Origin of the sequence: Micromonospora sp. CA-240977 (assembly GCF_050942285.1) — a bacterium.
Classification (GTDB): domain Bacteria; phylum Actinomycetota; class Actinomycetes; order Mycobacteriales; family Micromonosporaceae; genus Micromonospora.
Window position 1 is genome coordinate 6266720 of sequence record NZ_CP192055.1, and the last position, 24696, is coordinate 6291415.

31 protein-coding genes are annotated in these 24696 nt (G+C 71.7%); 13 read left to right on the forward strand and 18 right to left on the reverse strand.

Going from position 1 to position 24696, the window contains the following annotated elements:
* Positions 1-81: 81 nt before the first annotated feature.
* The 8 genes from ACQPWW_RS28360 to ACQPWW_RS28395 form a co-directional block, all read right to left on the reverse strand.
* A complete protein-coding gene (locus ACQPWW_RS28360) occupies positions 82-837 on the reverse strand; it encodes a lysophospholipid acyltransferase family protein (protein ID WP_433126727.1) in 756 nt (251 codons plus the stop codon).
* Between the two features lie 84 nt (positions 838-921).
* Positions 922-2982, reverse strand: coding sequence for an amylo-alpha-1,6-glucosidase (locus ACQPWW_RS28365; RefSeq protein ID WP_433126729.1), 2061 nt, complete (start codon positions 2980-2982; stop codon positions 922-924).
* Positions 2982-3353: an SCP2 sterol-binding domain-containing protein gene (locus tag ACQPWW_RS28370; protein WP_433126731.1), complete on the reverse strand. Its 372-nt coding sequence runs from the start codon at positions 3351-3353 to the stop codon at positions 2982-2984. The genes ACQPWW_RS28365 and ACQPWW_RS28370 overlap by 1 nt, the downstream gene beginning before the upstream one ends.
* 202 nt (positions 3354-3555) lie before the next feature.
* A complete protein-coding gene (locus ACQPWW_RS28375) occupies positions 3556-3972 on the reverse strand; it encodes a CBS domain-containing protein (RefSeq protein ID WP_387203187.1) in 417 nt (138 codons plus the stop codon).
* Positions 3973-4121: 149 nt separating this feature from the next.
* Positions 4122-4508: a PPOX class F420-dependent oxidoreductase gene (locus ACQPWW_RS28380; protein WP_433134625.1), complete on the reverse strand. Its 387-nt coding sequence runs from the start codon at positions 4506-4508 to the stop codon at positions 4122-4124.
* Between the two features lie 212 nt (positions 4509-4720).
* Positions 4721-5746: an aspartate-semialdehyde dehydrogenase gene (locus ACQPWW_RS28385; RefSeq protein WP_355028962.1), complete on the reverse strand. Its 1026-nt coding sequence runs from the start codon at positions 5744-5746 to the stop codon at positions 4721-4723.
* A gap of 189 nt (positions 5747-5935) precedes the next feature.
* The gene (locus ACQPWW_RS28390; protein WP_433126732.1) at positions 5936-7273 is read right to left on the reverse strand and encodes a M16 family metallopeptidase; all 1338 of its coding nucleotides are present in this window, start codon (positions 7271-7273) and stop codon (positions 5936-5938) included.
* The gene (locus ACQPWW_RS28395) at positions 7270-8559 is read right to left on the reverse strand and encodes a M16 family metallopeptidase (RefSeq protein ID WP_433126733.1); all 1290 of its coding nucleotides are present in this window, start codon (positions 8557-8559) and stop codon (positions 7270-7272) included. Before ACQPWW_RS28395 ends, ACQPWW_RS28390 begins: the two co-directional genes overlap by 4 nt.
* A gap of 100 nt (positions 8560-8659) precedes the next feature.
* On the opposite strand from ACQPWW_RS28395, the gene ACQPWW_RS28400 reads away from it, so the two are divergent.
* The gene (locus ACQPWW_RS28400; RefSeq protein WP_433126735.1) at positions 8660-9403 is read left to right on the forward strand and encodes a phosphodiesterase; all 744 of its coding nucleotides are present in this window, start codon (positions 8660-8662) and stop codon (positions 9401-9403) included.
* Here the strand turns inward: ACQPWW_RS28400 and ACQPWW_RS28405 are convergent.
* Positions 9370-9588, reverse strand: coding sequence for a hypothetical protein (locus ACQPWW_RS28405; protein WP_433126736.1), 219 nt, complete (start codon positions 9586-9588; stop codon positions 9370-9372). The two genes, ACQPWW_RS28400 and ACQPWW_RS28405, sit on opposite strands and share 34 nt — an antisense overlap.
* Positions 9589-9862: 274 nt before the next feature.
* Between ACQPWW_RS28405 and ACQPWW_RS28410 the strand changes: the two genes are divergently transcribed.
* The 3 genes from ACQPWW_RS28410 (at position 9863) to ACQPWW_RS28420 (ending at position 11710) form a co-directional block, all read left to right on the forward strand.
* Complete coding sequence (locus ACQPWW_RS28410; RefSeq protein ID WP_433126738.1) at positions 9863-10957, forward strand: 3-deoxy-7-phosphoheptulonate synthase; 1095 nt, start codon at positions 9863-9865, stop codon at positions 10955-10957.
* Between the two features lie 258 nt (positions 10958-11215).
* Positions 11216-11449 (forward strand): hypothetical protein, encoded by a 234-nt coding sequence (locus tag ACQPWW_RS28415; RefSeq protein WP_433134627.1) that lies wholly within the window; start codon positions 11216-11218, stop codon positions 11447-11449.
* Between the two features lie 66 nt (positions 11450-11515).
* Complete coding sequence (locus ACQPWW_RS28420; RefSeq protein WP_091405645.1) at positions 11516-11710, forward strand: hypothetical protein; 195 nt, start codon at positions 11516-11518, stop codon at positions 11708-11710.
* Positions 11711-11764: 54 nt separating this feature from the next.
* Here the strand turns inward: ACQPWW_RS28420 and ACQPWW_RS28425 are convergent, their stop codons facing one another.
* From ACQPWW_RS28425 to ACQPWW_RS28435, 3 genes are read right to left on the reverse strand one after another with little or no spacing between them, the layout of a single operon-like run.
* The gene (locus tag ACQPWW_RS28425; protein ID WP_433126740.1) at positions 11765-12304 is read right to left on the reverse strand and encodes a DUF1360 domain-containing protein; all 540 of its coding nucleotides are present in this window, start codon (positions 12302-12304) and stop codon (positions 11765-11767) included.
* 55 nt (positions 12305-12359) lie between these two features.
* The gene (locus ACQPWW_RS28430) at positions 12360-12692 is read right to left on the reverse strand and encodes a hypothetical protein (RefSeq protein ID WP_433126742.1); all 333 of its coding nucleotides are present in this window, start codon (positions 12690-12692) and stop codon (positions 12360-12362) included.
* On the reverse strand, positions 12692-13033 hold the full coding sequence (locus ACQPWW_RS28435; RefSeq protein WP_433126744.1) for a DUF6158 family protein: 342 nt from the start codon (positions 13031-13033) through the stop codon (positions 12692-12694). Before ACQPWW_RS28435 ends, ACQPWW_RS28430 begins: the two co-directional genes overlap by 1 nt.
* 131 nt (positions 13034-13164) lie before the next feature.
* On the opposite strand from ACQPWW_RS28435, the gene ACQPWW_RS28440 reads away from it, so the two are divergent.
* Both ACQPWW_RS28440 and ACQPWW_RS28445 read left to right on the forward strand, forming a co-directional pair.
* Positions 13165-13587: a hypothetical protein gene (locus tag ACQPWW_RS28440; protein WP_433126745.1), complete on the forward strand. Its 423-nt coding sequence runs from the start codon at positions 13165-13167 to the stop codon at positions 13585-13587.
* A 25-nt stretch (positions 13588-13612) separates the two neighbouring features.
* Positions 13613-13942 (forward strand): DUF3817 domain-containing protein, encoded by a 330-nt coding sequence (locus ACQPWW_RS28445; protein WP_433126747.1) that lies wholly within the window; start codon positions 13613-13615, stop codon positions 13940-13942.
* Positions 13943-13991: 49 nt separating this feature from the next.
* On the opposite strand, the gene ACQPWW_RS28450 is transcribed toward ACQPWW_RS28445, so the two are convergent.
* Complete coding sequence (locus ACQPWW_RS28450) at positions 13992-14492, reverse strand: DUF6232 family protein (RefSeq protein WP_433126749.1); 501 nt, start codon at positions 14490-14492, stop codon at positions 13992-13994.
* Positions 14493-15001: 509 nt separating this feature from the next.
* Between ACQPWW_RS28450 and ACQPWW_RS28455 the strand changes: the two genes are divergently transcribed.
* Positions 15002-15979, forward strand: a complete 978-nt coding sequence (locus tag ACQPWW_RS28455) for an NlpC/P60 family protein (RefSeq protein ID WP_433126751.1) — start codon at positions 15002-15004, stop codon at positions 15977-15979.
* Between the two features lie 71 nt (positions 15980-16050).
* Here ACQPWW_RS28455 and ACQPWW_RS28460 read toward each other — a convergent pair whose 3' ends face one another.
* The 4 genes from ACQPWW_RS28460 to ACQPWW_RS28475 all read right to left on the reverse strand — a co-directional run bounded on the left by ACQPWW_RS28460 (position 16051) and on the right by ACQPWW_RS28475 (position 20375).
* A complete protein-coding gene (locus ACQPWW_RS28460; protein ID WP_357554940.1) occupies positions 16051-17040 on the reverse strand; it encodes a sigma-70 family RNA polymerase sigma factor in 990 nt (329 codons plus the stop codon).
* 375 nt (positions 17041-17415) lie between these two features.
* Positions 17416-18372 (reverse strand): N-acetylmuramic acid 6-phosphate etherase, encoded by a 957-nt coding sequence (murQ, locus tag ACQPWW_RS28465; protein WP_433126753.1) that lies wholly within the window; start codon positions 18370-18372, stop codon positions 17416-17418.
* On the reverse strand, positions 18369-19283 hold the full coding sequence (locus ACQPWW_RS28470; protein ID WP_355028946.1) for a MurR/RpiR family transcriptional regulator: 915 nt from the start codon (positions 19281-19283) through the stop codon (positions 18369-18371). Before ACQPWW_RS28470 ends, murQ begins: the two co-directional genes overlap by 4 nt.
* Before the next feature lie 75 nt (positions 19284-19358).
* Positions 19359-20375, reverse strand: a complete 1017-nt coding sequence (locus ACQPWW_RS28475; RefSeq protein ID WP_433126754.1) for an NAD-dependent epimerase/dehydratase family protein — start codon at positions 20373-20375, stop codon at positions 19359-19361.
* 113 nt (positions 20376-20488) lie between these two features.
* Between ACQPWW_RS28475 and ACQPWW_RS28480 the strand changes: the two genes are divergently transcribed.
* A complete protein-coding gene (locus tag ACQPWW_RS28480) occupies positions 20489-21181 on the forward strand; it encodes an SDR family NAD(P)-dependent oxidoreductase (protein ID WP_433126755.1) in 693 nt (230 codons plus the stop codon).
* Here the strand turns inward: ACQPWW_RS28480 and ACQPWW_RS28485 are convergent.
* Positions 21166-21834, reverse strand: a complete 669-nt coding sequence (locus tag ACQPWW_RS28485; protein ID WP_433134629.1) for a thymidylate kinase — start codon at positions 21832-21834, stop codon at positions 21166-21168. The two genes, ACQPWW_RS28480 and ACQPWW_RS28485, sit on opposite strands and share 16 nt — an antisense overlap.
* A gap of 182 nt (positions 21835-22016) precedes the next feature.
* Here ACQPWW_RS28485 and ACQPWW_RS28490 point away from each other — a divergent pair, with 182 nt between their 5' ends.
* From ACQPWW_RS28490 to ACQPWW_RS28510, 5 genes are all read left to right on the forward strand, one after another.
* Complete coding sequence (locus tag ACQPWW_RS28490) at positions 22017-22601, forward strand: nucleotidyltransferase (protein WP_357067020.1); 585 nt, start codon at positions 22017-22019, stop codon at positions 22599-22601.
* The gene (locus ACQPWW_RS28495; RefSeq protein WP_110561562.1) at positions 22598-22873 is read left to right on the forward strand and encodes a hypothetical protein; all 276 of its coding nucleotides are present in this window, start codon (positions 22598-22600) and stop codon (positions 22871-22873) included. The genes ACQPWW_RS28490 and ACQPWW_RS28495 overlap by 4 nt, the downstream gene beginning before the upstream one ends.
* Positions 22874-22883: 10 nt before the next feature.
* Entirely contained in the window at positions 22884-23660 is a 777-nt protein-coding gene (locus ACQPWW_RS28500) for a metallophosphoesterase family protein (protein WP_433126757.1), read from the forward strand.
* Positions 23651-23794: a GPGG-motif small membrane protein gene (locus ACQPWW_RS28505; protein WP_007464364.1), complete on the forward strand. Its 144-nt coding sequence runs from the start codon at positions 23651-23653 to the stop codon at positions 23792-23794. Before ACQPWW_RS28500 ends, ACQPWW_RS28505 begins: the two co-directional genes overlap by 10 nt.
* A 384-nt stretch (positions 23795-24178) precedes the next feature.
* A complete protein-coding gene (locus tag ACQPWW_RS28510) occupies positions 24179-24673 on the forward strand; it encodes a TspO/MBR family protein (RefSeq protein WP_433126759.1) in 495 nt (164 codons plus the stop codon).
* Positions 24674-24696 lie beyond the last annotated feature (23 nt).

Here is a 24696-nt window from a genome sequence, read left to right on the forward strand (position 1 = left end):
GTCTGAAGATCCTGGCCGGACGGCGTCCGCTCCGGCAGACACCATCCTGCCCGGGTGCGGAACGATCCGGTCAACTCGACGTCAGACGCTGGGCTCGCGTTGCTGCTCCTCGGCGGCGTCCAGGGCGGCGGCCTCCTCCGGCGTGGGGGCGCTGCCGCCCAGGTGCGCGGGCAGCCACCAGGTGTCGTCCGGGCCGGCCGGCGCGTCCGGGTATTCCCGCTGGGCCCGGTCGACGAGCGCGCTGAGCCTGGTGTTCAGCTCGGCGGCCAGCAGGTTCGGGTCCGGGAAGTCCGCCGGGTTGATCGGCTCGCCGATCAGGATGGTGATCGGCGTGTGCCGGCGGGTCAGGGTGCGCGGGCGGCCCTTGGTCCAGAGCCGCTGGGTCCCCCACAGCGCGACAGGCAACACCGGGACCTTCGCCGAGCGGGCCATCCGGACCGTGCCGCTCTTCAACTCCTTGACGGTGAACGACTGGCTGATCGTCGCCTCCGGGAAGACGCCGACGATCTCGCCGCGCTTGAGGGCGGCGACGGCGGTGCGGAACGAGGCCGCGCCGGCGTCCCGGTCCACCGAGATGTGCCGCATCCCCCGCATCAGCGGGCCGGAGATCCGGTGCGTGAAGACCGACTTCTTGGCCATGAACCGAACCCGCCGACCCGACTCGACCGCGCCCAGGCCGGCGAAGATGAAGTCGAGGTAGCTGATGTGGTTGCCGGCCAGCACCGCCCCGCCGGTACGCGGCACGTGATGGGCGCCCTCGATGGTGATCTTCAGATCGAGAAGACGGAACATCGTCTTGGCAGCGGCGATTACGGGCGGGTACACGAGCTCCGGCATCCGCAGAATCTACCCTGCCGGGCTGGGCGGCGAACCGGCGGCGGCGCAGGTGGCGCGCCGCCGTCGGCTCGTCGGTCGGGTCGCTCAGTCGGCGAGCTTGTCCAGGTCCAAACGACCCCGGGCGAACGCGTCCACCCGACCCCAGCGACCCGGGATGTCCAGCACCTCGATCCGCCCCATGCCCACCGGCAGCCGTGGCTCGACCGACAGGTGGCCCTCGTGCGGCTCCAGGCCGAGCATGGTCCGCAGCAGCAGCAGCGGCGTGCCGGTCGACCAGGCCTGCGGGCTGCACGCTGTCGGGTACTCCACCGGGAACTTGGTGAGCTCCCGCGGGTAGCCGCCGAACGCCTCCGGCAACCGGCCGTCGAAGTACGTGGCCGCGTCCAGGATGCCGCTGGCGATGGTCGCGGCCTCCTCGGCGAAGCCGTACCGGCGCAGACCCCAGGCGATGAACGAGTTGTCGAACGGCCAGATCGTGCCGTTGTGGTAGCCGATGGGGTTGTACCGGGCCTCCCCCTCGGCGAGCGTCCGCACCCCCCAGCCGGTGAAGAGCCGCGATCCCACCAGGTGCTGGGCGATCTTCTCCGCCCTCTCGGGTTCGACGATCCCACTCCACAGCAGGTGGCCGATGTTGGAGCTGAGGATGTCGCACTGGCGGCCGTCCGGGTCCAGGGCCAGGGCGTAGAACTCGCCGTCGGCCACCCACCAGTCCCTGTTGAACCGCTCCTTCAGCGCTGCCGCCTCCCGCTCCAACTCGTCGGCGAACGCCGGGTCACCCCAGAACTCGCGAGCCATCCGGGCCGCGCGGATCTTCGCGTCGTACGCGTACCCCTGCACCTCGCAGGTGGCCCGCGGGAACGGCGGCAGCGTGCCGTCGGAGTAGGAGATCGAGTCCCAGGAGTCCTTCCAGCACTGGTTCTCCAGGCCGGTGTCGGTGTTGCGCCGCTCGTACCAGATGTAGCCGTTACCGATCAGGTCGGCGTAGTTGTCGATCCACCGCAGCGCCGCGCGGGCCTCCTGCTCCAACTCCTTGACCAGCGCGACGTCTCCGGTCCACCGCTCGTACTCGTCGAGCAGCACGACGAACAGCGGCGTCGCGTCCACCGAGCCGTAGTACGGCGAGTGCGGCTGCTCCTCGAAGGCCGCGGTCTCGCCGTACCGCATCTCGTGCAGGATGCGCCCCGGATCCTCGTCCCGGAAGTCGTCGAACCGGCTGCCCTGCAACGAGGCGAGGATGCGCAGCGTCGTCTTCGACAACTGCGGGGTGAACGGCAGCGTCTGCAGGCAGGTGAGGATGCTGTCCCGACCGAACATGGTCATGAACCAGGGCAGACCGGCGGCCGGCAGGGTGGCGCCGCCCAGCGACAGGGGCGAGAAGCGCAGCGCGGCCAGGTCGATAAGGCTGCGCCGGTAGGTGCTGGCCACCCGGCCGTGCTCACTGTTGACCTTCGGAGCGTCGGCGATCCACTGCTCCAGGTCGTGCTGGAGGGCGAGCCGCTCGGTGCCGTGCACGCGCAGCCCGAACCGCAGGTCCCGGCCACCAGGACCGACCGCGTGGGTCCGGACGTCGATCGAGGCTTCCCACTGCTCGTTCGGTTCCAGGTGGACGGTGTACGCGAAACCCTCGCGGTCGTACCGGGCCGACATCGAGGAGGAGATGACCGTCTCCCGCCGGAAGTTGCCCCGGCGGTAGCCCAGCCGGAGCCGATCCGACTCAACCTCGGTGTAGATCTCGCCCTTCTTGTTGAGGATCTCGTCCTTGACCTGGAACAGGTCGGCGAAGTCCGACGCCGCGTCCATCCGGACTTCCAGATCGACCGGCTTCTCGTCGTGGTTGAGGATGGTCAACTGCTCCCGGAAGCTGCCGCCCACCATCCGCTCGCGGATGATCGACAGCTTCGCGTCGACGTAGTGCGTGGCCATCCCCGGGACGAGGAAGAACCGGGACTCGTAGTACTGGAGATCGTCGTAGGAGAGCGAGTTGAGCCGCTCACCGTTGACGGTCAGCACCCAGGTGGACAGGAACCGGGTGTCGATCGAGAAGAGCCCGGTCGGCTCGCTCGGAGTCGCCTCGATGTCGCCGGTGTCCTCGCAGACGACGAACGTGTTGCCGTCCAGGATCCGGACCGTGTTGGACTGCCCCATCAGTACCCCTCCCCCACGAAGCGTCGACGAGGTCCCCGGGCGTCCGGCGAACTGGGGAAGATCCGCTCCACCTGCACCACCAGCCGGGCGTCACCGGTCACCGTCATGTCCCCGCGCAACAGCGCGGCGAGGCCGTGCTCGCGACCCGTGGCGATGTCGTCGAAGAGCACGGGACTCGCACCGATGACCGTGTCGGCCTCCCGGTCCTCCTGGCTCACGCTGAGCCGACCGCTGTCGATTCTCAGCAGCCAGTGCCGGGTCTGCGCCCCCTCGTGCAGGTCGATCCGCAGTGTCCCGGAGGTCTTCGCCAGCAGGGGTTCGTACCCCCGCCGGTCCAGGTCCTCGAAGAACCTCGTGGTCGCGTCCACCATCGGGTCCACTCCTCCCAGTTGCCGGGCCCGGGATCCGGCACCGCGCTCGCGTCGCACGGACGGCCGGCGTTGCACGTCCCCGCACGGGTCCCCGCCGGCCCTCCGGTCAACCTCGCCCGGATCGGGTGAGACGCGTGGTCGTCCCGGCAGCACGGCGCCGGCCCTCCCGCGAGGGGAGAGCCGGCGCTTCCGCGGCGGACGGTCAGTTGTTCGGGTCGTCGGCGCTGATGTCCGCGAGCACCGACTGCGGTTCGCGCTCGACCGCGAGGTCACCCATCGAGATCAGACCGACCAGGCGCCCGTCGTCGATCACCGGAAGCCGGCGTACGGCGTACGTGCGCATCAGGTCCGCGGCGGCCACCACGTCGTCGTACTGACTCACGGTGATCACATCGCGGGTGGTGATCTGGCTCAGTTGGGTCGAGCCCGGATCCATGTTCTCCGCGACACCACGCACCGTGATGTCCCGGTCCGTGACGATGCCGACCACGTTGTCGCCGTCGGTCACCACCACGTCACCAATCGCACTGTCGCGCATTTCCTGCGCCGCGGCGATGAGCGTCTCGTTGCCGTCCATCGTCACCAACCGGGTCGTCATGAACTCTCCGACCGTTGTCATGGTGCTCCCCTCTCGGTGTCGGCACGGCTCGTCTACCCGCCGTCCGGGAGGGGGTAACGCCGACCGCCGGTGTCTATCCGTGGGGTGCCGCAGACGTCGCAGTGCCGCCGGCCGCTGCTGGTCAGCGAGTTCACGGCACGAGGAGCGCGTCAGCCCCGGGGCGGCATTCCGTAGACGCGCTCCACGTGCAGCCGCAACACCAGCCGCGCCTCGTCGACCATGGCCTGGCGGTACTCGTCCCAGTCCGGGTGCTCGCCGCGGAGCGCCCGGTAGAGCCCCACCAGCTCCTCCACCGTCTCGTCGCCGGGCTCGGTGGCTGGCGCGGTCAGCTCGGCGCGGCCCTCGACCACCGCGTACGCCCAGCCGTCCTCGCTGCTGACGTGGAAGCTGGCGCGCGGGTCCCGACGCAGGTTCGCGGTCTTGGCCCGACTCTCGGTGACCGAGACCCGGATCAGGCCGGCGTCCCGGTCGAAGGAGTAGACCACTGTGGACAACTGTGGCCGTCCGTCCCGTTTGATCGTCGCCAGTACGCCCATCGAACGGCCGGAGATCAGGTCGGTCAACGCCTGCTGGGTGCGGTCATCCGGCACGGTTTCCTCCTCCAGGTTCGGTTTCGTCCCATCCAAGCACGTCCGCCCGACCGCCGCGTCGCTCGGACGCGACGAGCCCCGCCCGGCCGACCGCCGCGCCGCCAGATGCGACCGAGCCCCCGCCGGTTGTCGGCGAGGGCTCGGGGTGACAGCGACGGTCAGCGGCGCTCGGCGGCGACCAGTTCGGCGAGCTGCACCGCGTTGAGCGCGGCGCCCTTGCGCAGGTTGTCGTTGGAGCAGAACAGGGCCAGCCCGTACTGCGCGGTCTCGTCGGCGCGGATCCGGCCCACGTAGGTCGGGTCCTGCCCGGCGGCCTGCAACGGCGTCGGCACGTCGGTCAGCGCCACCCCGGGCGCGTCGGCCAGCAGCTCGTGGGCACGCTGCGGGGTGAGCGGCCGGGCGAACCGGGCGTTGATCTGGAGCGAGTGGCCGGTGAAGACCGGCACCCGGACGCAGGTCCCGGAGACCAGCAGGTCGGGGATCTCCAGGATCTTGCGGCTCTCGTTGCGCAGCTTCTGTTCCTCGTCGGTCTCGAACGAGCCGTCGTCGACGATCGAACCGGCCAGCGGGAGGACGTTGAAGGCGATCGGCTCGGCGAACGAGCGCGGCGCGGGGAACTCCACCGCCGACCCGTCGAAGGCCAGCCCGGCGGCGTGCTCGGCGACCTTGCGGACCTGCTCGTCCAGCTCGGCGACGCCGGCCAGCCCGGCGCCCGAGACCGCCTGGTAGGTGGAGACGACGAGGCCGACCAGCCCCGCCTCGGCGTGCAGCGGGCGCAGCACCGGCATCGCGGCCATCGTTGTGCAGTTGGGGTTGGCGATGATGCCCTTCGGGCGGTCGAGGGCCGCGTGCGGGTTGACCTCGGCGACCACGAGCGGCACCTGCGGGTCCATCCGGAACGCGGAAGAATTGTCGATCACCACGGCGCCGGCCTCGGCGACCCGGGGAGCCAACTCGCGGGCGGTGCCCTTGCCGGCCGAAAAGAGCACGATGTCCAGCCCGGAGTAGTCCGCGGTCGCGGCGTCCTCGACCGTCACCTCACCGTCGCGCCACGGCAGCGCACGCCCGGCGGACCGCGCCGAGGCGAACAACCGCACCTGCTCCGCCGGGAACTCCCGCTCCGCCAGCACCTGCCGCATCACGCCACCGACCTGGCCGGTGGCCCCCACAATGCCGATCCTCATGCCCGCGAGGCTACCCAGCCCACCCCCGAACACGGGAGCCCTTTCCCACCCCCCGGGTCCCGCATCACACCCCCGACCCGGCTCACCTCCGCCCACTCCCCCGTTGATCATGGGGTTATCGCCGCGACACGCCGTGGCGGATGACGACAACCTCATGATCGACGCGGAGGGGGTGGGGGTGGGGTGGGGTCAGGTGATCAGGTCGCCCAGGTTTGCCGCGGTCAGGTCGTCGCGGATGACGGCGGCGTCGCCTTCGATGACCAGGGTCAGCGCGTCCGGGTGCAGGTGGGTGGCCGCCGCCGCGGAGACCTGGTCCACGTCCGCGGCGAGCAGCGACTCGCGCAGCCGAGCGTGGTAGTCGTCCGGCAGGTCGTGCACCACAAGCGTGGTCAGCGCGGACGCGATCGCCCGGGGGCTCTGCAACTCGACCGAGAGCTGCCCGGCCCGCCAGGAGCGGGCCACCGCCAGCTCGTCCTCGGTCACCCCACCCGCCCGGGTACGGCTGATCTCACCCACCGCCTCGACCAGGGCCGGCACGGTTACCGCGGTCTGCACCCCGGAGCTGACCCCGAACCGACCGAAGCGGCGGGACGAGGCGAAGTCACCCCGGATGCCGTAGGTGTAGCCGTGCACCTCGCGCAGCAGGTGGTTGAGGCGGGAGGTGAACGCCCCGCCGAGAACCGTGCCGGCGAGCGTCATCGGCACGTGGTCGGGGTGCGCCCGGTGCGGCGACGGGTGGCCCAGCCGCAGCGTGGACTGCACCGAGCCGGGCCGGTCCACCAGGATGAGCCGCCGTCCGGCGTGCAGCGGCACCTCGATCGGACCACCCCGCTCGGCCGGGCCGCCACCGGTGCCGGCGAACGCCGCGGCGGCCAGCGCGTCCAGGTCGATCCGGTCCAGGTCGCCGGCGACGATCAGGGTGCCGGGACGCAGGAACCACTCGGAGTGGAAGACCGTCACGTCCTCCACGTCCAGTCCGGCGACCGAATCCGGGTCCCCGTACATCGGCCGGCCCCAGCGGTTCTGGACGCCGAACAGGTCACCGCGCAGCGCGGCGTCGGCGCGCGGGCCCGGGTTGGCCCAGTCCATCCGCAGCGCGGTCGCCTCGTCGTCCCGGACCCGGCGTACGTCGGCGGGGTCGAGCCGGGGCGTCCGGACCGCCTCGGCGAGCAACTCCACGGCGGCGCTGAGCCGGTCCACCGGGATCACCACGCTGGCCTGGAACGAGTCCCAGTCCAGCCCGGTCGACAACGCGGTGCCCAGCCCCTCGACGGCGAGCGCGTACGCGGCGGCGTCCCGCTGCGCGGTCCCCTCCTCCAACGCCTTGGCCAGCACGCCGGACAGCCCCTCCTTGCCGACCGGCTCCTGGCCCGCGCCCACGTCGAGCAGCAGCAGGGCCACTGCGAGGTTCTGCCCGGGCAGGTGCGCGGCGACGACCTGACCACCGGCCGCGGTGCGGCGAACCACCGGCGGGAACCGGTACGGGCGGGCGGCGCCCGGACCGGGGCGGTCGGCGATCAGCGTCATGAGGTCTCCTCGGGCAGGTAGGTCAGCAGCACCCGGTCGGTGGCGAGCACCTCGGCGGCGGCCTCGGCGACCTGCTCGGCGGTGACCGCGAGCAGGCCCGGCAACTGGTCGGCGACGCGGGCCGGGTCACCGAACTGCGTGGCGTACCGGCCGAGCAGGTCGGCGCGACCGTCCACCGTGGACAACTGACGCCACCACCCGGTGCTGAGCATCGCCTTGGCCCGATCCAGCTCGGAGGTGGTGACGGGCACTGTGGCCAACTCGTCGACGACCTCGGCCAGCCCTTCGGCAAGTCGCTCGGCGCTCACTCCGGGGCGGGCGGTGGCGGTGGCGATCAGTGGGGCCGGGGCGTGCGCGAGGTCCACCCCGTACGCCCCGACCAGGTCCGGTTGGGCGATCCGTTCGCCGTCGGCGAGTCGCTGGTAGAGCCGGCTGCCCCGGCCGCTGCCGAGAACTGTGGCGAGCACTGTGACCACGTGGTATTCCGGGCTGCCGAACGGGTAGGTGCGGTGGGCGATGTACACCCGCGGCGCCGGCACGTCGGCGCGGACCGACTCGACTGCCGTCTGCCCGGTCGCCGGGACCGTGCGCCCGTCCGGCGCGGCCGGGATGTCGTCGCGTGCCGGTAGCGCGCCGAAGTACTTGTCGGCGAGCGCGAACACGTCGGACGCGGTGGCGTCGCCGACAACGGTGAGCACCGCGTTGTTCGGCGCGTAGTAGGTCTGGTGGAACGCCTGGAAGGTGGCGAGGTCGGCGGCGTTCAGGTCGGCCATCGAGCCGATCGTGGCGTGGTGGTACGGGTGCCCCGGCGGGTAGAGCAGCGGCAGCAGACGCAGCCAGGCGTCCCCGTACGGGACGTTCTCGTAGCGCTGCCGGCGCTCGTTCTTGACCACGTCCCGTTGGTTGTCCAGCGTCTCCTGGGTGAGGGCGGGGACCAGGCCGCCCATCCGGTCGGCCTCCAACCAGAGCGCCAGCTCCAGGTGCTCGGCCGGGACCGTCTCGAAGTAGTTGGTCCGGTCCGGGTTGGTGGTGGCGTTGAGCGAGCCGCCGGAGCCCTGGATCAGCTTCATGTGCTCGGTCTTCGCCACGTTCACCGAGCCCTCGAACATCAGGTGCTCGAAGAGGTGGGCGAAACCGGTCTGCCCGGTCGGCTCGTGCCGGGAGCCGACGTCGTACCAGAGGTTGACGGCCACGGCGGGCGCGGTGCGGTCCTCACTCACCACCACGCGTAGGCCGTTGTCCAGTCGGGACGTCTCGATGGGCCAGGGGTAACCGCTGTCGGGCATACCCCGACGCTATCCGATCTCGCGGGCCGAAAGGTGACGTGTGGTCGGTCGGCGAGCCGGTCCCGGGCATCGTGGCCGCCGCTCGGGGTACCGGAGGGCAATGACCGTCACCCCTCCTCCGTCCCGGTCCGCCGCCGCGGTCGTCGTCGAACGCGCCAGCGCGGCGCTCGGCCGGCTGCGCCACGGCCGACTGCTGCATCCGGCCGGTCGCTCGTTCGTCGGCGAGGTGATGATCTGGGGTACGCCCGGACCACCCACCGGGGTCGGTCTGCTGGACGACCCGGGCCGGTATCGGGCCACCGTCCGGCTCTCCAAGGGAACTCCCACGCCCGGCGGTTGGCCGGACGTGCTGGGCGTCGCGCTGCGCCTGCACCGCGACACCGGTCGGCCGTTCGACCTGCTGGTCAGCTCCAGCGGCGCGGCCCCGCTGCTGCGGAACCTGCCGCTGCCCCGACGCTGCTTCACCGGGACGTACAGCACCATCGTGGGTTACCGGGTGGGCGCACGCCGACTCTGGCTGGCCACGCTGGCCGACCCCGACTCCGTCTGCCTCGGGCGCAGCCTGAGCACGGTGGCCGCCGCGGCCCGGACGGACACGCCGCGCCTGGTGCTCGCTGTCGCGTCCGCCGTCGGGCCGTGGCGGCCGGTGGGGCAGGTCGCGATCGGCGCCCCGCTCAACGCGGAGGAGGACGCCGCGCTCGCGTTCGACCCGGTGCGGAACCTGCCACCCGAGCTGCGGGCGGCGGGTCCGCTGGCCTGGTTGCGGGAGCACACCTACCGGGGATCCCGCCGGGCACGGGGGGCCACCGCTCAGTCCGGCGGTTCGACAGCGACCACCGTCTGATCCGAGGTACGACGTTCCAGCACGGTGTCGGGGGCCGCGTTCTGGTCCGCCTCCCGGATGTCCGATTCGGCGAGGATGGCCTCGGCCTGCGCCTCCGGGTCGTCGCTGCCCACTGCGGTCTCCTCGGGCAGGAGGTGGTGGGCGCGGGACTCCACCCGTTCCTGATCGCTCTGCTCGTCAGTCATGGCACCCCTGATACCCCGACGCCGCCCCCGGCACGCGGTCCGCGCCCCGCATCTTGGGACGACGGGCCGGAGGTTCCGGCCGGGTCGGGTACGCTGGCCCCCGTGACGCGTTCCTATCGATGGTTTAGGCAGCCGGCTCCCACGCCGGTGACTTCACCATGAACTGACGTCACCGCGGACCGAGCCGGCTGGGCAGGAGCTGTCGTTCCTGCCCTTTTGCGTACGAGCAGCCGGCTCGACCCGGGCACCGGCCCCGGGCACGGTCGGCGAGAGGATGCCCACCGTGACGACCCCGGAGACCGATCGGGTCAGCGATCAGCGGATCGACCGTGTCGTGCCGCTGACCACGCCCGCCCTGCTGCACCACGAGTTACCCCTGGACGCCTCGCTCGCGGCCGCCGTGCTGACCGGCCGTCGCGAGGTGGGCCGCGTGCTGGATCGCGAGGACGACCGCCTGCTTGTGGTGGTCGGCCCCTGCTCGGTGCATGATCCGGCCGCCGCCCTCGACTACGCGCGGCGTCTGCGTACGGCGGCCGACCGGCTGGCCGACGACCTACTGATCGTCATGCGGGTCTACTTCGAGAAGCCACGCTCCACCGTCGGGTGGAAGGGCCTGATCAACGACCCGGGCCTGGACGGCAGCGGGGATGTCAACACCGGCCTGCGGCTGGCCCGGGCGCTGCTGCTCGACGTGCTGCGCGTCGGTCTGCCGGTGGGTTGCGAGTTCCTCGACCCGATCACGCCGCAGTACATCGCGGACACGGTGGGTTGGGGCGCGATCGGCGCCCGTACCGTGGAGAGTCAGGTGCACCGCCAGCTCGCCTCGGGTCTGTCCATGCCGATCGGCATGAAGAACCGCCCGGACGGCAGCATCGGCACGGCCGTGGACGCGATCCGCGCCGCCGGGGTGCCGCACGTCTTCCCCGGCATCGACTTCTCCGGCACCCCGGCGATCATGCACACCCGGGGCAACACCGACGGTCACCTGGTGCTGCGCGGTGGGGGCGGCCGGCCCAACTACGACGCGGACTCGGTCGCCGGGGCGCTCGACCTGCTCCGCGCCGCCGGGCTGCCGGAGCGGCTGGTGATCGACGCCAGCCACGCCAACAGCGGCAAGGACCACCGCAACCAGCCGCGGGTAGCCGCCGACGTGGCCGCCCAGCTGGCCGCCGGCCAGCGCGGGATCACCGGCGTGATGTTGGAGTCGTTCCTACTGCCCGGCCGTCAGGATCTCGACCCGACCCGGAAGCTGGAGTACGGCCGCTCGGTCACTGACGCCTGCCTCGGCTGGGACGACACCGTCGAGGTGCTCGACCACCTGGCCTCCGCGGTGCAGGCCCGGCGGGCCACACTGCCGGCGACGGTGTGACAGCCGACACCACGGCGCGCGGAACAGGGGCGGGGGTCGGCTCGTTGACTGGGGTGTCGGTGTGTCCAGTGTCCCCGGGCCTCACCTAAATTGCCTTCGCGGAATACCGTCCGGCTGGAGCCGCGCAGTGCCACTCGCCGAGAGGCGACCTGCACACCGATACCAGCGCCGCCCCCGGCCCACAAGGCCGGGGGCGGCGCTGTCTGTGGCGCGGGTCGGCCCGCCGGCGTGACGTTTGACCGATTCCGCCAGGGGTAGCTGATCGACGTGACCGACGACGCACCAGTGACCGGCGAGCCGAACACCCAGGCCCTCGACGACCTGCTCGACGACATCTACCGGGCGCAGGAGCGGGTCACCCAGGCAGAGATCTATCGGCGGGCGGTGGCCGCCGAACTCCCGCCGGACCTGCTCGCCCGCATCGACGCGCTTCCCGAGGGTGAGTACGCGGTGGACGAGGCCAGTGACCTGCTGGGCGGCTCCATCGGGTGAGCGCCCGTGCCTGCCAGCTCCGTCAGTGAGCGACTCCGCCTGAGCGACCGCAGAAGGGACACCGACATGACGCACCACGAGGACCACGACGAGAAGGTGCCAGCCCTGGGTCAACCACCGAAGGGCCGGGACACCACACCCGAGCCGGACTTCGCCAACGAGCACGACCGCACCGCCGTCGACCGGGACATCATCACCGGGGCGGACGAGGACGAGCGGGAACCGGAGTCGCCGCACGGCTGGTCCGGCATGCAGCGCTGACAAACGACAACGGGGGGCCGGCGTCTGCCGGCCCCCCGTTTCGCGTCTGCTCGGTCAGTCGTCGTGGTGCCCACCCTCGGCGGCCTGCTGTGCCGTCGCGTACGCCATCTGGAGGAAGTCGGACGCGGCGACCGCCGTCAGCGCGGTGGCCACCAGCCGGGTCAGCCGGGGCGCGAGCACCAGGCCACCGGTCAACCCGGTGGCCACCCAGACCGCAAGGCAGAACGGGCAGCTCAGCAACTCGCCGATGGCGTGCCGGGTAGGGCTGCCCGAGTCGCGGACCTGCTCCATCACCTCACCGCTGCCGATCGGACGGTCGTAGCGGGTGAACGGTGCCCGCAGGGGGCTGGTCACCGCGTCCTTGGACAGCAGCCGGCTCAGCTTGTGCGTGGCGATGGAGAGCAACACCACGTCGGACGGGGTGGGACGCTCCGGCACCGGTCGACCGGTCGCCTTGACCAGACCGGCGAGCGCCCCGGTAACCCCGGCGTACGCACCCATGGCCACCAGGTAGCCGCCGAGCGGCCGGTGTTCGTGCGGCGCGTACGCCCTGCGCAACCGCTCCGCCTTGTGTCGCAGGCCAGTGTCGCTCACCCGGTCTCCTTCTGACATCTCGTGGTGGTGTGGGAGCGGCGTACCGCGTGGCGCCTCAGCCGGCCTGGAGGTTGTCGGCGACCTCGCGTGCCAGGTTGGTGAGCGCCTCGTCGGCCAACTGGTCCGGGCCCGACCCGTCCGACCCGTCGGCCAGATCAAGCTGGATCCGGGCGCCGCCGGCGTCGGCCGACTCCACCCGGAGTTCGGCCGACCAGTCGGCGTCGCCACCCCACCGGGCCCGCAGGTCCTCAGCGCTGATCTCCGCGGCGGGGCTGCCGTCGCCGCGCAGCGGCTCCGGCAGCCAGGCCGAGGCCCGGTCGGGGTCGGTGGCCGTGCTGAAGACCACCTCGGGTGGCGCGGACATCCCGCGCACGGCACGCGCCGGCATCAGGAGTCCCGCAGACGGTGGGGGTCGACCTCCCGGCCCGGGTGACGCGCCAGGTATTCGGTCTCGAGCTCCGCGGTGCGCCGCAGGTGGTTGGCGAGCGCGGAGTCCGCCGCGTGCCGCAGGGTGTCCAGGCGGGTGCGGTGCAGGCTGTGCATCTCGCGGATCAGATCCTCGTCGGTCAACTCCGTCGGGTCGATGCCGAGCAGGTCGCCGTCGAGACCCGTGGCGTCCGCCGGGTCGGCGAGGTGGTCGCCACCCCACTCGGGCACCCGCTGCTCCGGGCTCATGTCCGTGCTGCCGCGTGACGCGAAGCCGTCCTCACGTACCGATCCGGTCATCATCGCCCCCCTTGATCTCGTTTGGGCTGGCGTCTAGACGATTGCCCAGGCGTGGTGACGCCAAACCATCCCGGCGGCGCGGCAACTACGACACCGTGTCGGAGACCGGCGGCGCCCCCGGTACTCTCGATGCCATGAGGCGGCTCTGGACCCCGGCGTGGATCGCACGTCACGTGGCCATGGTCGTCCTGGTCGTGGGCTTCCTCGGGCTGGGCTGGTGGCAGATCAGCCGGGCCACCGACGGCAACAGCCTGAGCTGGGGGTACGCGGTCGAGTGGCCGATCTTCGCCGGCTTCGTGGTCTACGTCTGGTGGCGTGAGGTGAAGCTCGCCCGTCGCCGGGTGGCGGACGCCGACCTGCCGCCGGCGGAGCCGGATGCCGAGCCGGCACCGGAGGTCACAGCGGGCTCCCGACCGGCGGTACGCCGACCGGTGCGGGTGGCCCGGGTACCGTCCGGCGGCGATGCCGTCGAGGACACGGACCTGGCCGCCTACAACCACTACCTGTCATGGTTGAGCGCCAATCCGGGCGCCCGACCCGGTGACTATCCCGGCTGAGCCGGGCTCGGAAGGACGGACGAAGGTGGGCGCTGCCCTTACCCGGTACCGCGCGATCGCCTGGATCGTGGGCGTCGTGCTGATCCTGCTCGTCGTGATCGGCATGCCGTTGAAGTACGTGTTCGACAACGCGGTCGTGGTGGAGACGGTGGGGCCCGCCCACGGCTTCCTCTACATGATCTATCTGGTGGCCGCGTTCGACCTGAGCCGTCGGGCCGACTGGCCGCTGAAGCGGATGCTGCTGGTGATGTTGGCAGGTACCGTGCCGTTCGTCTCGTTCTACGCCGAGCGTCGGGTCAGCGCGTGGTTGGCCGCACCGCAGGAGACCCGGGCCCCGGAGCCGGTCGCCCGCTGAGCGGCCGGTGGGCCGACGCCCGCTCGGCGTGGGCCCACCGTTCGTCGGCTCAGCGACTGGGCCGCCACGGCTCGGCGGAGGCGACCGGGTCGACCCAGCCGCCGTACCGGTTCACCTCCCGGGCCCGCAACAGCGCCCGGGCGACCTGGCCGAACTCCCGCTCGTCGTCGGCGCTGAACAACTGCACCTCCACTCCCCCGTACCACCCCCACAGCTCGTGCGGCGGTGGGCGCCAGCGATCGCCGACCAGGGCCAGCGCGGCCGGCAGCAGGAACACCGCACCGAGGATGAGGTACGCCCCGGCGGTCAGGCGTTGCAGCCCGCCGGTGAAGCCGAGCAGCAGCCCGACGCCGCCGAGCATGCTGGCGGTGATGATGACGGCCCGGACGGCGATCCGGTCGTGCGGGCCCCGGGTGGTACGCAGATGGGTCAGGTCGGCAACCCGGTAACTGGTTCGGCCGACGGTGAACCGGTCGGCGGTCACGATGATGCCGGGCCGCGCGTACAGCAGGGTCGACCGGGCACCGGGCACCGTTCGCGGCGGTCGCATGTCTGCGCCTTCACGATTCACGGTTCCTCCCGCGGGGACGGTTGGCCGAGGTGACCGGCGGTGACAGTTGCCGCTGTCTGCCGACGGGATTCCCGGCGCCAGCCCCCATTGTGTTGGTGCACCGCCAACTGACCTGGGCACTTTCGGGTTCTCGACAGCTCACCTCCGCGAGGGACATCGCCGAGAAACAGCATCCATTTCGGTTTTTATCGGTTATGGGGGCCAGCGATCCGGCGGGATGCGCCCGGAACGACGAAAGTCGTATATCCGTCAGTACCCCATAAACGGGGCTTTGCCCCGTCGCAGCAGGTGTCAACAGCGCCACCCAGCCCAGAGACACGAGCCGCCACTCGCCCAACTTTCGCCCCTGCTTCACCTGCGAGCGACATCCGTCCCGGGTTAGGTTGGGTGCGCCGGTCCGGCCCAGTGCCATCCGCCCGGATGGCCCCGGCCGGTGTCGCCGAGGGCGTCAGCAGCCCCGGCGGCCGTGGGAGAGGGGCCTTCCGCTCTTGTCATCCCTGAGAAACCTGCTGCGTACCGTGGCGCTGGCCGGCATGTCTGCCGCGCTGATCGCCCCGACGGCGGTGGCGCACGCCGAGCCGTCCCCCGCCGACCTGACCCGCCGGATCGAGACGTCCTCGGCCGAGTTGGAACGGGTCGTGGAGTCGTACAACAAACTGCGTGAGGAGATCAAGACCAACGAAGCCTCGGTGGCCCGATTACAGACCCGCATCGGCCCGCTGGAACAGCAGGTCGAGCAGAGCCGGGCCGACGTGGCGGAGCTTGCGTCCACCGCGTACAAGAGCGGCGGCCTGCGGACCGCGGACGCCCTGCTGCGTCCCGGCGGCTCCGCGGCGCTGCTGGACCGGCTGGGCACGATCGACCAACTGACCCGTCAGCGGCAGGAGCGCATCTCCGGCTTCACCGCCGACCAGCGGCGGCTGCTGGACGAGAAGGCCAGCCTGGACGCCACCCTGACCCGGCAGGCGGCGCGTGCCCGCCAGCTCGCGGCGGGCAAGAGGCAGATCGAACAGGACCTGGCCAAGCTGTACGAGCTGCGTCGGCAGGCGTACGGGGCGGCCACCGAGCGTCCCGAGCCGAAGGCCGCGGTGGCCGAGGCCAAGAACGTGCCAGCGGTCGCCGGTGACGCCGGCGCCGCGGTGCGCTACGCGTTCGGGGCGGTGGGCAAGCCGTACGTCTGGGCAGCCGACGGGCCGAACGGTTACGACTGTTCCGGACTGACCTCGGCGGCCTGGCGGGCGGCCGGGAAGTCCCTGCCGCACAACACCCGGATGCAGTGGGGTGCCGTCGCACACATCGGGCGGGGCGACCTGCGCCCGGGTGACCTGGTCTTCTACAGCGGGCTCGGGCACGTCGCCCTGTACGTCGGCGACGGCCAGGTGATCGACGCGCCGAGCGCCGGCCGGAACGTGCTCAGACGGGGCATGAACATGATGCCCATCCAGGGTTACGGCCGGGTCCGCTAGCGGAGCCGGCAACGGCGAACGGCCGGCGTCCCCCTATCGGACGCCGGCCGTTCGCCGCCATTACTACCAGGTCAGGCTGCCTGCAGCCCCTCCGCACGGGCCAGCTCACGCAGCCGGCCGAGGGCCTGGATCTCCAACTGCCGGATCCGCTCGCGGGACAGCGAGAACCGGGACGCGACCTCGGTGAGCGAGTGCTCCCGGCCGTCCTCCAGCCCGTAGCGGGCCCGCATGATGCCGGCGGACCGGTCGTCGAGGTGGTTGAGCAGCCCCTCGATGCGCTGCCGCTCCAGGCCGCTGAGGACGATGTCCTCCGGCGACGGCGCGTCACTGTCGGCGACCAGGTCGCCGAGGTTCGTGTCGCCGTCGTCGCCCACCGGGGTGTCCAGCGAGACGGTGTCCTGCGACCAGCGGCGCAGTTCGTTCACCCGCTCGACGGTGACGCCGAGGGAGGCCGCGATCTGCTCCGGCTCCGGGTCGGCGCCCAGCTCACGGGTCAACTGCCGGGCCACGTTGCGCATCCGGTTGACGTCCTCCACGAGGTGCACCGGCAGCCGGACCGTGCGCTCCTGCTGAGCGATCGCCCGGCTGATCGCCTGGCGGATCCACCAGGTGGCGTAGGTGGAGAACTTGTAGCCGCGCTCGTAGTCGAACTTCTCGACCGCCCGGACCAGGCCGGTGTTGCCCTCCTGGATCAGGTCCAGCATGGGCATGCCCGAACGCACGTAACGGCGGGCGATCGACACGACAAGTCGGAGGTTGGCCCGGATGAAGAGATCCTTCGCCCGCTCCCCCTCGACGACCAGCCACTCCAGGTCGGCCCGGTCCACACCGGCGGGGACGGCTTCCTCACCGAGCAGGTGCTCGGCGTAGAGGCCGGCCTCGATAGCCTTGGAGAGATCGACCTCCTTGGCGGCGTCCAGCAGTGGCGTCCGGGAGATCTCGTGCAGGTAGACGCCGACCAGGTCGCGCTCCTCGGCAACCTCGTCGGTTCGCATGCCGATGTTCTTGTCCACGTTGCCCACGGTCCCCTCGCTCGCGCCGGTTGCCCGGTTCCTTGCCATACCCCACGTCCGTCAACCCCTGGTAACTTCTGCTGTGCCCATCGGTGCTGACACCTACACAACAGATGAGACGTGTCGGGGATTCCGTGTGGTGAGTCGAAAGTGTCACGAATGCCTGAGTAGTAGCTGAGAGCACGGTCCACGTTTGCTGTCAGCATCCCGTCGGATGGCTCGCCGCTGGGCACCACGCACGGGTTACGCACCATGGCAACACCGCCCGCCGTGGGGGCACAGCGACCCGGGTCACCACCACGCTGCGATCCTGGTCACTGCCAGATACGCGTCGAAGGACCGGCCGGTTCATCCTCGGGGTGTTATTACCCCTCGGCCAGATGAACAATCCGGAGCCCCGTTCGCTTCCCGGGGCGCGTGAGCCTAGGGGGCGAGCAGGGCGAGGGCCCCGCGCACCTGGTCGGCGGAGCGGGCCAGCGCGGCCCTGGCGGCGTCCACCTCGGCGCCGGAGACCAGGGACACGAGCGCCGTCTTCAGATCACCGTCGGCCTCGGCGAGCGCCTGCCGGGAAACCTCCTCCGAGCAGCCGGTGGCCTCGACCAGAATCGAGATCATTCGTCCGCGGAGCTTCGCGTTGGTGGCCACCATGTCGATCATGAGGTTCGAGTAGACCCGCCCCAGGCGCACCATGACGGCCGTCGAGAACGTGTTGAGCACCAACTTCTGCGCCGTGCCCGCCTTCATCCGGGTCGACCCGGTGACCACCTCGGGTCCGGTGTCCACCCCGATGAACACGTCCACCGACCGGGCGGCCTCCGCCTCCGGATTGGCGCAGAGCAGCACCGTCGAGGCGCCCTTGGCGCGGGCCGCGGCGAGCGCCCCGAGCACGTACGGGGTGCGTCCGCTCGCCGCCAGACCCACCACCAGGTCACCGGTGCGCACACAACTGGCCGCCTCGACCGCGCCGCCCCGGTCGTCGTCCTCGGCGTCCTCCACGGCCCGCCACATGGCGTCCGGACCGCCGGCGAGGTGGGCGCAGAACCAGTGCCGGGGCGAGTTGAAGGTGGGGGCGAGTTCGGCCGCGTCGAGGACGCCGAGCCGACCGGAGGTGCCGGCCCCGAAGTAGTGCACCCGGTGGCCACCGCGAAGCGCCTCGACTGCCAGGTCGACGGTGGTGGCGATCTCGTCGAGCACCGCGGCGACCGCCGCCGGCACCCGCCGGTCGGCCTCGTTGATCACGGTGAGCACGTCCCGGGTCGACATCAGGTCGAGGTCGACGCTCAGCGGGTTGCGTCGTTCGGTGGGTGCGCCCACCCGGACCGTCGGGCGGGCGGGGGGTGCTGGCAGGTCCTTGTCCGGCTCCACCGCACCGGCCGTCACGGCCGCCTCCGGTTCGCACCCACCCGGTGCGACTGGACCGCCTCGGCGGTCGACTCCAGGGCCTTGCGGGCCCGGGCCCGGTTGCGGGCGGCCACCCCGACGAAGAGGCAGTCGACCACTGTGAGCTGGGCGAGCCGGCTGGCCGTCGCGCCGGAGCGGTAGGTGGTCTCCCGGGCCGCCGTGGTCAACACGAAGTCCGCGACGTCGGTGATCGGCGAGCGCGGGAAGTTGGTGAGCGCCACGGTGACGGCGCCTCGCGTCCGGGCCTGCTCCAGCACCTCGATCACGTCGGAGGTCGTGCCGCTGTGCGAGATGCCGATCGCCACGTCGCTCCGGCCGAGGAGGGCGGCCGAGGTCAGCGCGGTGTGCACGTCCGGGAAGTAGAAGGCGATCCGGCCGATGCGGTGCAGCTTCTGTTGGAAGTCCGATGCGACGAACCCACTGGCACCGGCGCCGTAGATGTCGATCCGACCGGCGCTGTTGATCGCCTCGACCACCTGCTCGCAGACTGCGGGATCGAGCTGCTCGGCAGTCTCCTCGACCGCGCGGGCGTCGTTGAACGCGATGGTGGCGATGATCTGGGCGAGGTCGGCACCGGGCGGGATGTCGCCGCCGACCACCCGGGCGTCCGGTGGCTCGATCCGGCGGGCCGCCTCGGCGGCGAGCCGGATCCGCAGCTGGGGGTAGCCGTCCATGCCGACCGAGCGGCAGAACCGGATGACTGTCGCCTCCGATGTCTCCGCCGCGGTGGCGAGGTCGGTGATGGTCCGCCGGGCCGCGGCGGCCGGGTCGGAGACGACCAGCCGGGCAACCCGCTGCTCGGCGGGCGACAGCGACGGCAGCAGCCCGCTGATGTGGACGATCAGCCCACCGGGCTCCTGACTCGCAGAAATCTTCGGACTCTTCGCCACGGATGAAACTTACTTTCACCTGGCGTGAGCGTCAACTATGACGGGCCGGGACGAGGGAAACGGCCGACGGCCGGATCACCGGTCCCGCACAGCCTGCCACTCCCGCAGGATCGCCGCCTCATCCGCCGGGTCCAGTCCCCCCTGCCGGACGGCGGCCGGGTCCGCTGTCATCCAGGCCGCGGTCGCCCGAACAGTGTCGGAGAGTGGACGGACCGTCAGCCCGGCGCCCAGAGCCGGTCCCGCGTCCCGGTCCATCAGGCCACCGGACTCCGGCAGCCGCACCCAGAGCGGCAGGGCCCGCTCCCCCGACCACTCGCGGACGTCGTGAGCCAGCAGGAACTCCTGGTCCACCCAGGTGAGGACCGGATCGGCGACACCCAGCCCGGCGGCCACCCCGTGCAGCAGGTCGGCCCGGGACATCGCCGGCCCGGTGCCGTCGTACGTGCCGGCGAGGCCGGTGCCGGCGGCGTGCAGCAGCCAGCCCGCCAGATCGGCCACGTCCACGAACTGCACCCGGTCGGCCGGCCGGCCGGGCGCGAGCACCTCCCCACCGGTCGACAGCCGCCGCACCCAGTACGGAAAGCGGTCGCTGGGGTCCTCCGCGCCGACGATGAGCCCCGCCCGGCAGATGAACGAGCGGTCGACACCCATCCGCTCCCGGACCAACCGCTCGATGCTCACCTTGCACTCGCCGTACCAGCGGTGGTCCGGACCGACCGGACCGTCCACCTCCGGTGGGGCCGGCGGCAGCACCGGCGCGTCCGACGCGGTCTGACCCGGGGTGGTGTTGTCCGCGTACACCGAGATCGTCGACACGAAGGACCAGTGGCCGACCGACCCGGCAAGCGCGTCGAGCGCGTACCGGGCGTGACTGATCTGGCGGGTCACGTCGACAACGGCGTCGAAGCCGTCGCCGGCGAGGGGCGCGAGCGCGTCGGGATCGTCCCGGTCCACCGACACGAACCGGACCCCGCTCGGCGCGGGTCCGGACCTGCCCCGGGCCGCGCAGGTGACGTCGTGCCCCCGCGCGGCGGCGAGTCGCGCCACCGCCCGGCCGAGGAACCGGGTGCCACCGAGAACGAGGATTCGCATCCGGTGATCCTGCGCCGTCGTCGGGGGATTCGGCCAGCCGGTCTGCTGCAGGCAGAGCGACGGACAGCGGACCGCCCAGGGCGACGTCCGGGGTGGAGGCTAGCGTGAGGCGTATGGCGGAGCGCAGCGTGTTGGTCACCGGAGGCGGCGGCGGGCTCGGCGGGGCGGTGGTGGCCGCGTTCGTCGAGGCGGGTTGGCGGGTGGTCGTACCGGAGCGGACCGCCCGGCCCGGCTCGGGCCCGGCGGCGGACGACCTGGTCCGGCTGGTCGCGGACCTGAGCGACCCGGCGGGGGCCGCGCGCGCGGTCGAGGCCGCCGCCGGCGCGCCGGACGCGCCACTGCGGGCGGTGGTCAACCTGGCCGGCGGGTACGCCAGTGGCGGCCTGGTGCACGAGACGCCGGTTGCGGATTTCGAGCGGATGCTCACCGTCAACCTGCGGCCCACCTACCTGGTCACCCAGGCCGCGTTGCCCCACCTGGTGGCGGCCGGCGGCGGCGCGGTGGTCTGCGTGGCGGCCCGGGCGGCGGTCGCCCCGTTCGCCGGCGCCGCCGGGTACGTGACGTCCAAGGCGGCGGTGCTGGCCCTCGCCAACGCGGTGGCGGTGGAGTACCGGTCCCGCAACGTGCGCTGCAACACAGTGCTGCCCAGCGTCATCGACACCCCGGCGAACCGGGCCGCCCAGCCCGACGCCGACCACTCCCGCTGGGTGGCCCCGGCCGAGATCGCGTCGGTGATCCGGTTCCTCGCGTCGGCCGATTCCGCGCCGACCAGCGGCGCCACCGTGCCGGTCTACGGGCGGGCCTGAGTCACCATCGGGTCGCCGTCATCCTCCGTCCCGGAGGACGTCGGCAGCCAGGTCCCCAGGTGCGCCTGGATCTGCTCGGTCACCTCCTCGGCCGGGCGGCCCGCGTCCACGAGCACGAAGCTCGGGTACTCGGGCAAGGCCCGGTAGGCGGTGTCCGCCGCGGTCAGCCAGCCCATCGTCTCGTGGTCGGTGCCGCGCTCCTCGATGCGCCGGTACGCCTCCGCCGGGTCCACAGCGAGCAGGAAGGTCACCTGCGGGGTCGGGAACAGTCGGTAGCCGGCCCGGGCCAGCCGCTCCCAGCGGTGCCCGCCGTTGGCGCGGATGCTCGCGTACTGGCAGGCCGAGTAGCGGTCCATCACCGCCGTCCGGCCGGTGAGCAGGCAGGTGACCAGGGCTACGGCGATGGCGAGCCAGCGCAGCACGGACTCCACCGCCAGCACGCCGTCGCGCCCGACGAGCCGCTGCGCGTCCGGCCGCCCGAGCCGGTGCGCGAGCCGGCCGAGCCAACGGCGCCCGCTGGCGTTGCGGCGGTACGCGGCGGGGCGTCCGGCGGCCGTCAGCGCGTCGGCCAGCCGGTGCGCCTGAGTGGTCTTGCCCGAACCGTCGATGCCGATCAGGGCGACAGTGCGCAACCGGGCCCTGCCGCGTCGCATCCCCGTTGATCTGGCCACCCTCCACAGATTATCCGACCGGCGCACCGGGTCCGCGAGGTTTGTACTGTTTGATCCCTGTTGACGCCCAACCGCGTCTCAAGCAGGTGTGGCCGACCGGAATGCCGGGTACCGGAGTTTGAAACCCAACCGCCGGTCCACCAACACGACGACGGGAGACCCAGATGGCTGAGCGCGGGGACGAGAGTCTGGTGCACACCCTCAAGAAGGTCGCCGCCGTGCTCAAGCAGTCCGAGATCCCGTTCGCCCTGGGCGGCAGCTTCGCCGTCTACGCCCACGGGGGCCACTCCAGCGAGCACGACGTCGACTTCCTGATCCGGGAGGCCGACGTGGAACAGGCCTTGGAGGCCCTGGTGGCCGCCGGGTTCGTCGCGCAGCGGCCACCGGAGGACTGGCTGGTCAAGGTCTTCGACGACGGCCGGATGGTGGACCTCATCCACCGGCCGATCGAGACACCGGTGACCGAGGAGACGTTCGCCGACACTGTCATCCGGCCGGTGGACGCGATCCACATGCCGGTGCTGTCCGCCACCCAGTTGATGGTGCACAAACTGCTCAGCTTCTCCCAGCACTACTGCGACTTCGCCCGCGGCCTGCCGCTGGCCCGGTCGCTGCGGGAGCAGATCGACTGGGAACGGGTACGCAAGGAGACGCAGCACTCGCCGTACGCCGAGGCGTTCCTGGTGCTGCTGGACCGGCTGGAGGTGGTGCCGGCGGTCGGCACCCAGCCAGGAGAGGGGACATCGTGACCCATCATCGCGACATCGGCGCCGGGCCACCGGACGAGTACGTCGAAGCGGAAATCCAGCGGCTGCTCGCCGAGGACCCCGCCGTCGCCGAACAGGGGATCACCGTGGTCCGACGGGAACGCGCCCTCGTGCTCTACGGCGAGGTGGAGAGTCCGCACCGGCGTGCCGAGATCCTGCGCCGGGTGTCCGAGCGCTTTCCTGACGTACCGATCGCCAGCGACATCGGGGTGATCCGCGCCCAGGCGCCCACGGAGATCGAGCAACTGCCCTGAGGGAGGTTCCATGGTGATCCGGATCGCCGCCGTGGGCGACGTGCATCTGGACGAGGACGTGGTCGGACGCTTTCGACCGGCGTTGGAAGAGCTGCCGGAGTGCGCCGACGCGCTGCTGCTGGCCGGGGACCTGACCCGGCACGGCACCGAGGCCGAGGCGCGCTGCGTGGCGGAGGAGTTCGGTGGGTTGGCCGTGCCGGTGGTGACAGTGCTGGGCAACCACGACCACCAGTGTGACCAGGTGCCCCAGGTGGTCAAGGTGCTCGAGGACGCGGGCATCACCGTGTTGGAGGGCAACGGCGTGGTGTTGGACTGCGCGGGCGGGCGGCTCGGCATCGCCGGGGTCAAGGGCTTCGGCGGCGGGTTCGCCGGGCGGTGTGCGAGCGACTTCGGCGAGCCGGAGATGAAGGCTTTCGTGCGGACCACCACCGACAGCGCGGACCGCCTCGGCGCCGCGCTGCGCTCGCTGGACTGCGACATGCTCGTCGCCCTCACCCACTACGCGCCGGTGCCGGACACGCTGGCCGGCGAACCGTTGGAGATCTACCCGTTCCTCGGGTCGTACCAGTTGGGGCAGGCGATCGACTCGGCGCCCACGGCGCTGGCCCTGCACGGGCACGCGCACGCCGGCACCGAGCGCGGCACGACCCCCGGCGGGGTACGCGTCCGCAACGTCGCGCACCCGGTGATCAAGCAGGCGTACAGCGTCTTCCATGTGGGCGATCAACTTGATACCGACCAGGTTTCCCCGATCGGTCAGTCGGGTATTCAAAGGTCATGGAGCTGATTCTCTGGATTCTCGCAGTCGTACTCGTGGTCGCCGGCATCCTCGCGCTGTTCCGCCGGCAGATCCTGTGGGGCATCGTCCTCATCGTTGTCGGGCTGTTGGTCGGCCCGGGTGGTGTCAGCATCTTCAATTGACGACGTTCGCACGACGTAACACCGGGACCCGTCGGGGTCGCCGCGACCGGAGCTCCGTCCTCCCGACAGGAGCACCGGCCGCGGCGATCCCGGCGCTTTTTTGTCGGCGCTTCCGCCGCTCATCCCGGCCCTGGACCGAGCGCGGACGCATCGCTGCGGCCCTGTAGAGCTGCCCCAGGTATGGGGCAGCGGTGGCAGCGCCGCGCCGTGCATGGCGGCCAGCCGGGCGCAGCACCGGCTGGGGTGTCCCTTCGCCACGGGCGCGGTCCACTCGTGGGGCAGCTCTACAGGACCGCGCTGGTGGCGGTGGGGCCGGCCCGGGTGTTGGGGCGCCCCTTCGCCGCTGACGGTTTGATCTGACGCGTGGTGGAAATTATCTCGACCATGGAGATACCTCAGGACGCGTCGAGGACCTCCGGCCTGCGGCGGTGGTGGGCTCTCCTGGGCTTCGCAGCGGCCGTCTTCGTCGCGGCCGCGATCGGCGGGCTGGGGGTACAGGGCACCACCGACGAGTACGCGAGCCTGCGGCAGCCCGACTGGGCGCCGCCCTCCTGGCTGTTCGGCCCGGTCTGGTCGCTGCTCTACGCGCTGATCGCCGTGGCCGGCTGGCTGGTGTGGCGGCGGGTCGGCTTCACCGCCGCCGTCTGGGCGTGGACCGCCCAACTGGTGCTCAACGCCATCTGGACCCCGCTGTTCTTCGGCGCGGGGCGGTACGGGCTGGCGTTCGCCGAGATCGTGGTGATGTGGCTGGCCATCGGGCTCACCGTGCTGCTGTTCGCCCGGGTGTCCCGGGCGGCGGCCGCGCTGCTGCTGCCCTACTGGGCCTGGGTCACCTTCGCCGCCGCGTTGAACCTGTCGATCTGGCAGCTGAACTCCTGACCGACCGGTCCCCGGCGACGGCG